12 protein-coding genes are annotated in these 13,180 nt (G+C 73.0%); all 12 read right to left on the bottom strand.

The genetic code is table 11. The features are described 5' to 3' along the window. Positions 1-41: 41 nt before the first annotated feature. The 12 genes from QOL15_RS04275 to QOL15_RS04220 all read right to left on the bottom strand — a co-directional run bounded on the left by QOL15_RS04275 (position 42) and on the right by QOL15_RS04220 (position 13,128). The gene (locus QOL15_RS04275; protein ID WP_071245480.1) at positions 42-1,265 is read right to left on the bottom strand and encodes a hypothetical protein; all 1,224 of its coding nucleotides are present in this window, start codon (positions 1,263-1,265) and stop codon (positions 42-44) included. Between the two features lie 373 nt (positions 1,266-1,638). After that, on the bottom strand, positions 1,639-2,223 hold the full coding sequence (pth, locus tag QOL15_RS04270) for an aminoacyl-tRNA hydrolase (protein WP_071245478.1): 585 nt from the start codon (positions 2,221-2,223) through the stop codon (positions 1,639-1,641). A 31-nt stretch (positions 2,224-2,254) separates the two neighbouring features. Then, entirely contained in the window at positions 2,255-2,887 is a 633-nt protein-coding gene (locus QOL15_RS04265) for a 50S ribosomal protein L25/general stress protein Ctc (RefSeq protein ID WP_065961779.1), read from the bottom strand. A gap of 269 nt (positions 2,888-3,156) precedes the next feature. After that, positions 3,157-4,095 (bottom strand): hypothetical protein, encoded by a 939-nt coding sequence (locus tag QOL15_RS04260; protein ID WP_071245476.1) that lies wholly within the window; start codon positions 4,093-4,095, stop codon positions 3,157-3,159. Between the two features lie 31 nt (positions 4,096-4,126). Beyond that, positions 4,127-5,491, bottom strand: coding sequence for a D-mannonate dehydratase ManD (gene manD, locus QOL15_RS04255; protein ID WP_253181620.1), 1,365 nt, complete (start codon positions 5,489-5,491; stop codon positions 4,127-4,129). Next, positions 5,488-6,786, bottom strand: a complete 1,299-nt coding sequence (locus QOL15_RS04250) for a mannitol dehydrogenase family protein (protein ID WP_071245473.1) — start codon at positions 6,784-6,786, stop codon at positions 5,488-5,490. Before QOL15_RS04250 ends, manD begins: the two co-directional genes overlap by 4 nt. Continuing rightward, positions 6,783-7,670 carry a sugar phosphate isomerase/epimerase gene (locus QOL15_RS04245; protein ID WP_071245469.1) on the bottom strand — a complete coding sequence of 296 codons (888 nt, stop codon included), beginning with the start codon at positions 7,668-7,670 and terminating at the stop codon, positions 6,783-6,785. The genes QOL15_RS04250 and QOL15_RS04245 overlap by 4 nt, the downstream gene beginning before the upstream one ends. Next, on the bottom strand, positions 7,667-8,857 hold the full coding sequence (locus tag QOL15_RS04240; protein WP_071245468.1) for a Gfo/Idh/MocA family protein: 1,191 nt from the start codon (positions 8,855-8,857) through the stop codon (positions 7,667-7,669). Before QOL15_RS04240 ends, QOL15_RS04245 begins: the two co-directional genes overlap by 4 nt. Continuing rightward, entirely contained in the window at positions 8,854-9,690 is an 837-nt protein-coding gene (locus QOL15_RS04235; protein ID WP_071245464.1) for a sugar phosphate isomerase/epimerase, read from the bottom strand. The genes QOL15_RS04240 and QOL15_RS04235 overlap by 4 nt, the downstream gene beginning before the upstream one ends. Before the next feature lie 104 nt (positions 9,691-9,794). Further along, positions 9,795-10,757: a carbohydrate ABC transporter permease gene (locus QOL15_RS04230; RefSeq protein ID WP_071245462.1), complete on the bottom strand. Its 963-nt coding sequence runs from the start codon at positions 10,755-10,757 to the stop codon at positions 9,795-9,797. Next, a complete protein-coding gene (locus tag QOL15_RS04225; RefSeq protein WP_071245458.1) occupies positions 10,754-11,776 on the bottom strand; it encodes a carbohydrate ABC transporter permease in 1,023 nt (340 codons plus the stop codon). Before QOL15_RS04225 ends, QOL15_RS04230 begins: the two co-directional genes overlap by 4 nt. Further along, positions 11,776-13,128, bottom strand: coding sequence for an ABC transporter substrate-binding protein (locus tag QOL15_RS04220; RefSeq protein ID WP_083393806.1), 1,353 nt, complete (start codon positions 13,126-13,128; stop codon positions 11,776-11,778). Before QOL15_RS04220 ends, QOL15_RS04225 begins: the two co-directional genes overlap by 1 nt. Between the last annotated feature and the right edge of the window lie 52 nt (positions 13,129-13,180).

Genomic DNA, 13,180 nt, shown 5'->3' with positions numbered 1-13,180 from the left:
GTGCGCGACGGGCGAACACACCGCCCCGTGCTGCTCCGGTGTCAGGCCCGACGTCGTCGGGCGACGATCCCCGCCGTCCCGAGCAGCACGAGGGACCCGGCGAGCACGAGGACGGGGACGACCGGCCCGCTGCCGGTCCAGGCGAGGTCGCGCGCGTGGTGCGGACCGTCGGCCGGTCCCGACGCCACCGGGCCACGGCCGGGAGGCACGGTGCCGGTCGTGCCGCTCGCTGCGGTCGGCAGGGCGGTCGCCGGGGCGGTCGGATCGGCGGCGCGGGTCGCCGACGGGCCCGGCGACGCCGCGGCGGTCGGGGCGGGCGTCGGGTCGGCGCTGGGCGTTGCGGACGGGACCGGCACCGGCCGCCCGGAGGACGTCGCCGTGACGATGCGCTGCCGGTTGTAGTCCGCGACCACGAGGGAGCGGTCCGCGCCGACGGACACGCCCGTGGGGTTCACCAGCGCCGTCCCGTCGGGCGCGGTGGAGAACGCCACCGACCAGGAACCGCCCGTCCGCGCCCAGACCCGGCCCGCGCCGTTGTCCACGACGAAGACGTCGCCGCCGTCGACGGCCACGCCCCGCAGCACGCTGCCCGCGTGCCGGGGGAACCCGAGGGACACGACCGCCCCCGTCGCGCGGTCGAGCCGCCAGACGTCGTCCGTCCGGGCATCGGTGACCGTGAGGACGGTGCCGTCGGCGGAGCGTGCGACGCCGGCCGGGTCCTGCCAGGGGCCGGCGACCGTCGTCCAGGTGTCGGAGCCGAGCTGCGCCGTCCAGAGGCGTCCGCTGCCCGGCACCGCGGCGAACACGGTCGTGCCGTCCACGGCGAGTCCGGCGACCTGACCCTGCACCGGCGGGGCGGCCTGCCGCGTCACGGCCCCCGATCCCGGGTCGACCGTCGCGAGGGCCGGGCGACCGGCCTCGGCGACCAGGACCCGGCCGTCCGGAGTGGTGGTCACGGCGGACGGGTTCCACATGTCCCGCTGTCCGGTGCCGAACGGGGCGACGACGCTCCACACCCCGGTGGTGCTCCGCCGGAGGACGCCGTTCCCGGCGAGGTCGGCGACGAGCACCGACCCGTCGGCGTCGACGTGGACGTCGTTCGGCGCCGTGAAGGACGAGGCGACGGGCGGAGCGGACACGTCCGCACGCGTCGGCGTCCACGTCTCGCTCGTCGAGGAACCGGCCCCGTCGGCCAGCGCGGCACCCGCGCCGGCCAGGACGACCGCGAGCACCGCTGCGCCGACGGCCAGGACGGTGCGGGACACCGCCCGCCCGACGCTCGGACTGCTCCGGCCCGGTGTCGTCGGTCGTCCGGTCGCGACGTGTCGCGGCGTCCGGGTGCTTCGCCCCATGGTGGTCCCCCTCGTGGAGGACGCTCCTCCGCCGCAGACCGTACTGACGGGCGGGGGACGACGTGGTCCCCCAGTTCGGGGACCGTGGACGCGTCCTCCGGTCAGCCGGGCACCCGCGCCGTGTCCCCTGCGGTGCCGGTGGAGCGCCGGACCGCAGCCGACGGGACGGACACCGGGCGCGCCCTGGCGCCGGCCACCGCTGCCGGACCGCAGCCGACGGGACGGACGCGGGGTGCGCCTCCCGGCCGGTCCGACGCGCGTGCGGAGCCCGGTCCGCCGACGCCGATCAGGAGGGGGCGTGGACGCGCTGCTGCGCGGCGAGGAGCCCGAGCTCCGCGATCGCCTCGACCGCCTCCGCGCCGTCGGCGAGGAGGTTCGGCAGCGTCTTCTTCTCGGTCGGCGAGAAGTCGCGGAGGACGTAGTCGGCGGGGTCCTGTCGACCCGGGGGACGGCCGATGCCGATCCGCACCCGGGAGAACTCGTTCGTGCCGGTCGCCTTGATGATGTCGCGCAGGCCGTTGTGCCCGCCGTGACCGCCGCTGCCCTTGAGACGGACGGTGTCGAACGGCAGGTCGAGCTCGTCGTGCACGACCACGAGCTCGGCGGGGGTGGCGCTGTAGAACCCGAGGACGCTCGAGACGGGTCCGCCGGAGGTGTTCATGAACGACCCCGGCTTCGCGAGGACGATCCTGGTGCCGCCGGGGACCAGACGCCCCTCGGCGACCTGGTTCGGCGTCTTGTGCTTCTTGAACGTCGCACCCATGCGGGCGGCGAGTTCGTCGAGGACCATCTGGCCGACGTTGTGGCGGTTGCCCGCGTAGCCGGGCCCGGGGTTCCCGAGCCCGACCACGACGAGCGTGTCCACTGCCATCAGCGTCGGCCAGACGTCCGCGAGGGTGTGCTTACTCGGAGTCGACCGGGGCGGAGCCGCCCTCGGCACCCGCCTCGGCGCCGGCCTCGGCAGCTGCCTCGTCGGCGGCGTCGTCGTCGGCGGTGCCACGCGGGGTGACGATCTGGACGACGAGCGCCTCGCCGTCGGTCTCGAGCTCGGCGCCGGCGGGCAGCTCGAGCTGCGACGCCAGGACCTGCGTGCCGTCCTCGAGGCCCTCGACGTCGACCGTCACGTGCTCGGGGATGTTGGTCGCCTCGACCAGGAGCGAGACCGAGGAGAGGTCCTGCACGTGGATGGTGCCGGAGAAGGACTCACCGGTCACGACGACGGGCACGTCGACCGTGACCTTCTCGCCACGACGCACGACGACGAGGTCGATGTGCTCGATGATCTGGCGCACCGGGTCACGCTGGACGTCCTTGACGAGGGCGAGCTGCGAGGTGCCCTCGATGTCGAGGTCCACGACCGCGTTCGCGGTGCGGACGAGGAGCATCGTCTCGTGGCCCGGCAGCGACACGTGCTGCGGCTCGGTGCCGTGGCCGTAGATGACGGCGGGGATCTTGTCGGCGGCGCGGAGCTTGCGGGCCGCACCCTTGCCGAACTTGGTGCGGATCTCGACTGCGAGCGTGGTGTAGTCGGCCATGGTGCCTCCTGGTCTCGTGGGCGACACCGGGGTGCCGGCATCGTGGGGTCTGTGGTGTTGCAACTCGAACGCGTGCACGCGTGAGGAACGTTCCCAGAGCTTGCCGGGCATCCGCCGCGTCGATCACGGCCGCGCGAACGCGACCCTCGCCGAAGTCGTGCGCCACTCTACCAGTACCGTCCCGGGCGTGTCGTACCGCGGGGGCGGTGGTGCTGGTGCTGGTGCTGGTGCTGGTGCTGGTGCTGGTGCTGGTGCTGCGTGGTACTCCGTCAGCGTCCGACGTCGCGTCGGTGGTGCTGGGCGGCGCGCAGGAGGTCGCGGGCGCGGTCGCTCGCCTCGGCCGCGGCGTCCCGGGCCCGCTCGGCGCGCTCGACCGCGGTGGCCGCGTCGGCGAGCCGGCGTTCGAGGTCGGCCCGGCGTTCCTCCGCCCGCTCGAGGTCGGACTCCGCGGCGTCGAGGGCGGCGTCGGCGGTGCGGGACTCGGCGCGGGCGGTGGCCTCGGCCTCGCGGGCGGCGTGCTCCTGCTGTGCCCGCTCGTGCTCCTGCTGCTCGCGCTCGCGCTCGCGCTGGTGGTGCTGTTGCCGGCGCTCGTCCTGGTGGTGCTGCGGCTGCTGGTGCGTCGTGGTGGCGGCGCGACCCGCTTGCCGGGACCGGCGCGCGCTCTCGATCGGGATGGGTTCCGCGTCCGAGCCGGACCACGCCTCCGGCACGGCGTCGGGGTCGGCGAGCGCACCGTCGAGGTCGACCGCATCGAACCCGGCGCTCTCCAGGGCACGGACGAGCAGCCCCGAGCGGACGGCGGCACCGGCGTGCGGGTCGACCATCGCGGCCTCGACGGTCGCGCGGACCTGGTCGAGGACCGCCGGGGTCACCGGGTGCCCGGCGTCGGCCGCGCGGTCGGCCCCGGCGCGCACGACGGCGTCGACGACCACGGACCGCTGCCGTCGGAGCTGCCGGATGGCGTCCGGGTCGGCGTCCGCCTGGGCCTGCCGGATCGACGGCCCGAGACCCACGGCCTCGTCGAGCGCGCCGTCGTGCGCGAGCAGGTCGACGACCCAGGCCGCGGGTGCGGGTTTCCGGAGCCCGCCGATCCGGGTCGCGAGGGGACGGTCGTCCGCGCGGACGGCCCGCTGCCGGGCGGTGCGCTCACGGACGAAGTCGGCGGGCGCGACGAGGAGCAGTTCCCTCGCCACGTCCGCGAACTCCATCGCCCCAGCATGCCCCGGGTGCCACGGTGCGCTACCAGTCGTGGACGGTGCCGTCGGCCAGGCGGTTGAACGGCAGGTACGCCTGCTCGTAGGGGTACTTCCCCGCCTCGTCGACGTCGAGGGACACCCCCAGGCCGGGCTCGTCGCCGGGGTGCAGGTAGCCGTCGGTGAAGGTGGACGTCTGCCGGAACACCTGGTTCGTGCGCGGCCCGTGCTGCATGTACTCCTGGATGCCGAAGTTGTGGATCGCGAGCCCGAGGTGCATCTGCGCCGCGAGCCCCACCGGTGAGATGTCGGTCGGGCCGTGGAACCCGGACTTCACCTGGTACAGCGCCGCGTAGTCCATCGTCTTGCGGAGCGGCGTCACCCCGCCCATGTGCGTCACGGCACCGCGGACGTAGTCGATGAGCTGGTCGCGGATGACGTCCTTGAAGTCCCAGATCGTGTTGAACACCTCGCCGATCGCGAGCGGCGTCGTGGTGTGCTGCCGGACGAGCTTGAGTGCCTCCTGGTTCTCGGCCGGAGTGCAGTCCTCGAGCCAGAACAGGTCGTAGGGCTCGAGGGACTTGCCGAGCTTCGCGGCCTGCAACGGGGTCATCCGGTGGTGACCGTCGTGCAGCAGGGGCAGTTCGGGGCCGAACTCGTTGCGGACCGCCTCGAACACGGTCGGCACGTGCCGGAGGTAGGCGCGGGTGTCCCAGTCCTCCATCGCCGGGTACGCCCCGCGCTGCGCCGGCTCGAAGTCGTACCGGACACCCGCGTTGCCCTCGGTCGTGCGGTTCGACGCGATGCCGTAGATGCTCTCGAGCCCGGGGACGCCGGTCTGGACGCGGATGGACCGGTAGCCCTCAGCCTGGTGCTCCCGGATCGAGTCGAACAGCTCCGGGAGCTCCTTGCCCGAGGCGTGCCCGTACGCCATGAGGCCGGTCCGCGACGCCCCGCCGAGCAGCTGGTACAGCGGCATCCCCGCGACCTTGGCCTTGACGTCCCAGAGCGCCATGTCGACGGCGGCGATCGCGGCCATCGTGACCGGGCCGCGGCGCCAGTACGACGAGCGGTACAGGAACTGCCAGGCGTCCTCGATCCGGCTGGCGTCGCGCCCGACGAGCAGGGGGACGACGTGCTCGGCCAGGTACGCCGCCACGGCGAGCTCGCGACCGTTCAGCGTCGCGTCGCCGAGTCCGGTGACCCCGTCGACGGTGGTGATCTTCAGCGTCACGAAGTTGCGGTCGGGGCTCGTGACGACGACCTCGGCGCGGTCGATGAGCTGCCCGCGGTCGGTCGACGCCCAGGTGTCGGGCCGCCCGGCCGTCGGGTCGGTCGCGGCACCGCCGTCGGTCGCGCCGGGGACCGGTGCTGCGGGGTTCGTGGTGCCGGTCGTGCTCGCGTCGGTCATGCGTGGACTCCTTCGTCGGTGCGTGGGCTGCCGGCGGCGCTGCCGGTGTCGTGCGCCGCGGCTCGGATGCGGTCGGCGGCCGCCGTCACGGCGGCGACCACGGGCGTGGTGTCGAGGTCGGGTGCGATCACGGCGAGCACGGCGTGCAGGTCCGAGTCTGGCCCGGGCGCACCGGGGTCGGTCACGAGCGCGGGCTGCTCGGTGCAGTGCAGCCACCAGGCGGCGATCGCGGTCGCGGCACCCGGGCCGATGCCCGCGTCCGGGTCGCGGTCGCGTCGTCGGCGCACGACGTCGACGACCCGGACGGGCAGCTTCTCGGAACCCCCGGCGGCGATCTGGCGGAGGGTGTGCCGGATGCGCGGGTTCGCGAACCGTCCGAGGAGCGCTGCCCGGGCCGCGGTGGTCTCGTCGGCCGGCAGCGTGAGCTCCGCCGAGGCCTCGTCCCACAGCTGGTCGACGGCGGCACGGCAGCGCGGATCGCCCACCGCCTCGGCCACCGTCTCGTGCCCGAGGAGCATCCCGAGGTACGCGAGCACCGAGTGCGCGCCGTTGAGCAGCCAGAGCTTGCGCTGCTCGAAGGGCGTGACGTCACCGACGAGTCGGACCCCGGCGGTCTCCCACGCCGGTCGGTCGACCCCGGTGAAGGCGTCCTCGAGCACCCACTCGGCGAACGGCTCGGTGACCACGGGCACCCGGTCGCCGGGCAGCGCCCCCGGCAGGTCGGCGAGGCCCGCGACGTCCGCGTCGGTCGTCGCCGGGGTGATCCGGTCGACCATCGACGACGGGAACGCCACGTGCTCGTCGACCCAGGTGCGCAGCGCCGCGTCGTCGACCGCCGATGCCACCGCCCGCCGGAGCACCTCGCCGTTGTGCGTCAGGTTGTCGAGGCTGACGAGCGCGATCCGCCCACCGCCGGCGTCCCGTCGCGCCGCGAGCCCGTCGACCAGGCGGGCCGGGACGTCGGAGTCCGCGCGGTAGCCGGCCTCGGTGACCGTCAGCGTCACGATGCTCGTGTCGGCGGACGCGACCGCGCGCCTCCAGGCCTCGTCGTCGCTGCCGGGGTGCGCGGCGACGATCGCGTCGACGACCTCGGCGGTGTCCCCGGCCGCGGCCCGGGTGACGAGCGTGTACCGGCAGTCCTGCGCGGTGAGCGCCTCGGCCGCGTGCGCCGAACGACCGGTGAACGCGGTGATGCCCCACGGCGCACCCGCCGCCCGCTGCGTGTACCAGGCGAGGTGCGCGCGGGCGAAGGCACCCACGCCGAGGTGCACGATGCCCGGCCGTCGGGTGGTCACGCCGTCACCGGGACCAGGGACCGGAGGTACGCGAGGTTGTCCGCGGTGCGTTCGGCGAGCGGCAGGGCGGTGGAGAAGTCCTCGACCGTGACCCAGCCGTCGTAACCCACCTGGCGGAGTGCGTCGAGGTACTCCCCCACCGACGCCTGGCCGTCGCGCAGCGGTGCCCACTCGTGCTGCCAGACGCGACTGCCGTCGGCACGGGTGTCGCCGGTGTCCACCCACCGGGCGTTCTTGACGTGGGCGTGGGCGAGGTACGGACCGAGGAGCTCGAAGGCCGCCAGGTGGTCCTCCTGCCCCTCGATGACGAGGTTGCCGAGGTCGTGGACGACGCCGACGTGCGCGGGATCGAGGCCGTCGAGGAGCCGCAGGGCCGCGGAGGCCGAGGGGGTGATCGTCGTGTGGTGCAGCTCGACGAGGGCCTTCACCCCGAGGTCCGCTGCGCGACCCGCCGCCCACTCGAGGTCGGCCCGCGTGCGGTCGAACAGTTCCCCGTAGGTCGCGCCCGTCCGTTCGCGCTCACGCCGGTACATCGGCATGGTGACCCGGACCTGGCGGGCACCGAGCTCGGCCGTCACGCGGAGCATCGTCTCGACGCCCTCGTGGTCGGCGACCGGCTGGTAGCCGCCGATGCCCGAGTACCCGAGCCCGGCGGCGTCGGTGGTGCGCGCGATCTCGCCGACCTGGTCGACGATGCCGGTGAACTGCCACGTCGACCGGTTGCCGACCCAGAACGCACGGTCCGCCGGCACCTGCTGCCCGTCGGCCGGACGGTCGTCGACGACGCGCCACTCGATGCCGTCCCAGCCCTGCTCGGCGAGGGTCTCGGCAGCCTGCGACGGCGTCCAGTCGGGGGTGGAGGCGGTGAACACGGAGAACTTCATCGGGTTGCTCCTTCGCGGGTGGTGACCGGGACGGTCGGGACGACGTCGTCGTACTTCCCGTCGATGACGTCGTCGATGCGCACGGGCTGCCCGAGCGTCGCGCTGACGTAGAGCCCGCGGACGGTCGCGAGCGAGACGAGTGCGGCGTCGACGGTGACGCCCGGATCGCGGCCCTCGCGGATCGCCGCCACGACGTCGGTGTACTGGCGTGCGTGCCCGGCGGCGAAGTGGTCCGGTTCGCCCGGTCCGCCGACGACGTGCTCGGGCGGGACGACGGCGTCCTTCTGGTCGGCGGCGTCCGTGACCGCCGTGGTGTTCGCGGTGGTCGACGCCGACTCGAGGGTGGCTGTGTCCGGGGCGACGTGGAAGTACGCGAGCCGGTCGTCGTCGACGATCGCGGAACCGTGCGTGCCGTACACGGCGTAGCGCGCCGAGAGGCCAGGGTAGGCGGCGGTCGTGCAGTGGATGACGCCGAGCGCACCACCGCGGAACCGGACGGTCGCGACCGCGGTGTCCTCGACCTCGATCCGGTCGTGCGCGAGGAGCCCGACCTGGGCGGAGATCTCCTCCGGACGACCGAGCGCCCAGACGAGCAGGTCGACCGTGTGGACGCCCTGGTTCATGACCGCGCCGCCGCCGTCGAGCGCCCAGGTGCCGCGCCAGTCACCCGAGTCGTAGTACCCCTGCGACCGGTACCACGCGACGCTCGCGACGCCGGAGGTCACGGTCCCGAAGGCGCCGCTGTGCGCCGCCCCGGCGACGGCGACCGATGCCGGGTCGAACCGGTGCTGGCTGATGACGCTCGTGACGAGCCCGCGCGTGCGGGCCTCGGCTGCCAGCCGGGCGATCTCGCGTGCCCGCGGCATCGTCGTGTCGAGGGGCTTCTCGATGACGACGTGCTTGCCCGCGGCGAGCGCTGCCTCGGCCAACTGCACGTGCATGCCGGACGGCGAGCAGATCGCGACGACGTCGATGTCGGTCGCGGCGATGGCCTGCTCGATGGTCGCGGTCGTGACGGGGCGGGGCACGCCGAGGGCCTGGAGTTCGTCGGCGGCGCTCGTGGCCGCCGCAGGGACGGCGTCGACGAGGGCCACGACCTGCAGGTCGGGGTGCTGGACGGCGACGCGGGCGTGGTGGCGGCCGATGACGCCGGCGCCGACGACTGCCAACTTGAGTGGTGAGGTCATCGCAGGGTGACTCCGATCTGGTCGGTGAGGGCGCGGAAGGCACGACCGGCGCGACCGAAGGCCGCGGGGCCGGAGAACCCGCCGAGGTGGGTGAAGTCGCTGAGGTGCGGTTCGAGCGAGGCGTACCCGGAGTACCCGGCGTCACGCAGCGCGGTGAGGGTGTCGAGCAGTTCACCGTCGCCCTCGCCCGCGGGGACGACGGACGAGTCCGCCGCGAGGGCGTCCTTGACCTGCAGGTAGTCGACGTACGGGGCGAGCTGCGCCCATCCGTCGGTGAACGGGCGGACCCCGCACTGGACGTAGTTCGCGTTGTCCCAGGCGAGTCGGAGCGCGGGCGACCCGACGCTCTCGACGATGTCGAGCACGCGGTCGGGGACGTCGCCGTAGATGTCCTTCTCGTTCTCGTGCAGCAGGGTGACCCCCGCGCGCTCCGCACGGTCGGCGAGCGCCCGCATCCGGACGAGGACGTCGTCGCGGACGTCCTCGGCGCTCCGGCCCGGGAAGAAGAACGAGAAGATCCGGATGTTCGTGGTGCCGAGCGCGCGCGCCGCGGCGATCGCCCGGCCGAGCCGCCCCACCTCGTGCTCGACGGGCTCGTCGACGGGCACCTTGCCGATCGGCGACGCGATCGCGGACACGGTCTGGCCGCGTTCCCGGAGGACACGGTGCAGGCCGGCGAGCTGGTCGTCGTCGAGGTCGACGACGTTCACCCCCCAGGCGCTCCGCACCTCGATCGCGGAGGCGCCGAGCGCCTGCAGCACGGCGACCTGGACCGCCGGATCGGCGTCGATCTCGTCGCCGAAACCGGAGAGTTCCCAACTGGGCTGGGTCATGACGTTCCCTTCGTGGTGACCGGGGTACCAGCCTGGAGGCGCGGGGCGGGCCCGCACCGCGCCTCCAGGCTGTCCGTGGAGGAGTGCACGCTGTGCACAGCGGCCTACTTGACGGAGCCGGCCGTGAGGCCGCCGACCAGGTAGCGCTGGAAGACCAGGTAGAGCGCGACCACCGGGACGGCGCACACGATCGAGGCGGCCATCATCTGGCCGTAGATCGGGACGGCGCCGCCCTCCTGGGCGGTGCCGAGCACCTGCAGGACGACCGCGACGGTGCGGGTGTTCGGGGTCGTCATGATCGTGCTGAACAGCACGTCGTTCCAGCCCAGCAGGAAGGCGAAGATCGCCGACACGACGATGCCGGGCCAGGACAGCGGCAGGACGACGCTCCGCAGGATGCGCCCGCTCGAGGCGCCGTCGATGCGTGCGGCCTCCTCGAGTTCCTTCGGCAGACCGCGCAGGTACGTGACCATGACCCACGTGGAGAACGGCAGGGCGAAGGTCAGGTAGGTGACGAAGAGGCCCCACCGGCTACCGATCACCTGCACGCCCGTCGCACTCGCGATGTTCGCGAACACCACGAAGACCGGCAGGAGCAGGAGCGTCCCGGGGACGGACTGCAGGGCGAGGAGCCCCCGCAGCATCGTGAGGCGGCCGAGGAAGCGGAACCGGACGAGGACGTAGGCGGTGGACACGGCGAGCGTGGCGCTCGCGACCGCGACGGCCCCGGCGGTGAGGAGCGAGTTCACCAGCCCCTGGCCGAGGGCGACGGTGTCCCAGATCGCGACGTAGTTCGCGAGCGTGAACTCGGACGGGAAGTACTCGCCCCGGGCGACCGCGACGTCGGAGTTGACCGAGCCGAACAGGATGTAGAGCACCGGGGCCGCGATGAAGGCGGTGATCACCGCGATCACGAGGACGAGCAGCCACCGCGGCAGGAGCCGGGTGACGTCGGTGTCGTACGGGCGTCTGCCGGGTCGTCGTCCCGGCGCGGTGATGCTCTCGGTGAGCGTCGCGGTCGGACGGGTCCGGGTGGTCCCGGCGAACGGCGTGCCGTGGGCGCTCATGCGCGGGCTCCCTCGATGTCGGCCGCCGCGGGGGCGGCGAGCGTCGCGAGGTCGGCGCGGCGCTGCTTCCGGGTGGGTCCGGCGTCGTCGCCGGTGTCGAGCTTGACGGCCCGCAGGTACACGAACAGCGGGATCGCGACGATCACGAGCGAGCAGATCGCCATCGCCGCGGACAGCCCGAAGCGGAACGACTGGAAGCTCGCGATGTACGTCAGGACGGGCATGACCTCGACGCTCGAGGGCAGTGGGATGCCGAACAGGACGAACGGCAGCGTGAAGTTGTTGATGTTGTGCAGGATCGAGATGATCACCGCGAGGCTCAGCGGGCCCCGGAGGTACGGGAAGACGATGTACCGGAGCTTCGCCCACCAGGTGACGCCGTCGAGAGCCGCGGCCTCGTGCACCTCGCCGTCGACGGCCTGCAGCCCGGCGAGCGAGAGCAGGTAGACGAACGGCCAGCTCGTCCAGACCATGACGCCGGCGAGCGCCCAGTACGACGCCGAGCCGTTCAGCCAGAGGACGTCCGTGCCGAACACCGTGTTCACCACGCCCTGCGGCTGGAGCATCGTCCGGAAGAACGTGCCGACGACGAAGGCCGGGAGCACGTACGGGATGAGGTAGACCGAGCGGACGAGTCCGCGCCCGGGGAACCGGTTCTGCGTCGAGATCGCCGCGGCGACACCGATCGGCACGGTCGCGGCGGTGACGAGCACCGACAGCGACACCGAGATCCACACCGAGTGCAGGAGCGGTGAGTCGGTGAACGCCTCGACGAAGTTGGCGAGTCCGACGAACGGGGCGCTGAACCACTGGCGGAGCGTGTACTGGTCGAGGTCGAGCATCGCGATGTACACGCCCACCAGGAGCGGCACGACGATGACGACGAGCATGAGCACGCCACCGGGCAGGAGCATCCACAGCGGACGTTCGCGCCGGTACAGCGGTGTGCGGCCGTGCGGACGGACCTCGCGCGGCGGGCGCTCGGCGTCGCGTGGTGCCCGGGTCTGGACCTGCGTCATCACAGGCCTCCGTTCTTCTGTCGGTCCAGGGTCGCCTGGGCGTCCCGTTGGGCGGCGGCGAGCCGCTTCCGGAGCTGGTCGTCCGTCACCTCGCCGCTCTTCAGCGAGGGGATGGACTGCACGACGACGTCGACGAGCGAGAGCTGGATGTCGGACCACGCACCGGTGAAGGCGGTCGGCTTCGAGAGCTTGCCGGCCTGGACGATCGGGGCGAGGTCCGGGTTCTCCCGCGCGATCGTCTGCGCGGCCTCGGTGTTCGTCGGTAGCTGCCCGAAGAGCTCGAAGTAGCGCTCCTGGGCCGCGGGCGACGAGACCTGCTGCACGAAGTCGAACGACAGGTCCTGCTTGGTGCCGTAGTCGGCGACGACGAGGTTGTCGCCGGACAGGATGCTCGCCGCCTCGATGCCGTCGGCGGGACGCTCGGTCGCCCCCGGGGGCACGGTCGGCAGCAGCGCGTACTGGTACTTCCCGTCGACCGCCGACCCCTTCAGCGTGTTGAGCGAGGTCGTCGTCGTCATCGGGAAGAACGCGGCCTTGCCGTCGGCGAACTGTGCGAGCGCCTGGGCGTTGTTCCACCCGATCGCCGCCGGGTCGACGACGCCGTCCTTGGTCACCCAGTCGAAGTAGGTGCGGTAGGCGTTCTCGACGGCGTCGGCGGAGATCTCGGCCTTCGAGCCGTCGACGATGGTGTTGCCGGCGTTCTCGGCCATGCCCCAGACGAACTTCCACGGGTCGAAGCCGTCGGCGTAGGCGACCGCCATGCCGAAGTGACCGTCACGCGTCGTCGCCTCCGCGTCCGCGGTGAGCGCGTCCCAGGTCGTCGGCAGCTCGGTGATCCCGGCCTGTGCGAGGAGTTCCGTGTTCACCGCCATCACGAACGGGCGGCTGGCGAACGGGATCCCGATCTGCTTCGACGCGCTCGGCCCGGAGATGCCGAGCGACGCGGCGTCGAACTGGTCCTTCCCGCCGACGGCGCGCCACTGGTCGCTGCCCATCTCGACGAAGGCCCCGGTGGCGTAGGCGGTGGGGGTGAACGTCGTCCCGATCGCGTAGACGTCCGGCCCCTGCCCGGAGATGACGCTCGTCTGGATGGCGGTCAGCTCCTCCTGGGGCGAGGAGTACGTCTCCCACTGGATGTCCGCGCCCGTGGTGCGCTTGAACTCGGCAGCGGTCTCCTGCTGCCACTGCTTGCGTTCCTTCGGGTAGGTCGTGTCCGCGGCCATCATCACGCGGAGGGTGGCCGGGTCGTCACCGCTGCCGTCCACGACCGCGCAGCCCTGGAGCGTGAGGGCGGCGACCGCGACGACGGCGGCACCGACGAGTGCGCGGGTCCTGCGTCTTCCTGTGCTCATGCGGGGGTTTCCTCCTCGAGACCTCCACCGGGCGGCGCTGCCCGGTCCCCGG

Source organism: Curtobacterium sp. MCBA15_012 (assembly GCF_001864935.2).
In the GTDB taxonomy this organism is placed as follows: Bacteria; Actinomycetota; Actinomycetes; order Actinomycetales; family Microbacteriaceae; genus Curtobacterium.
This window is presented reverse-complemented; position numbering and strand designations above follow the sequence as displayed.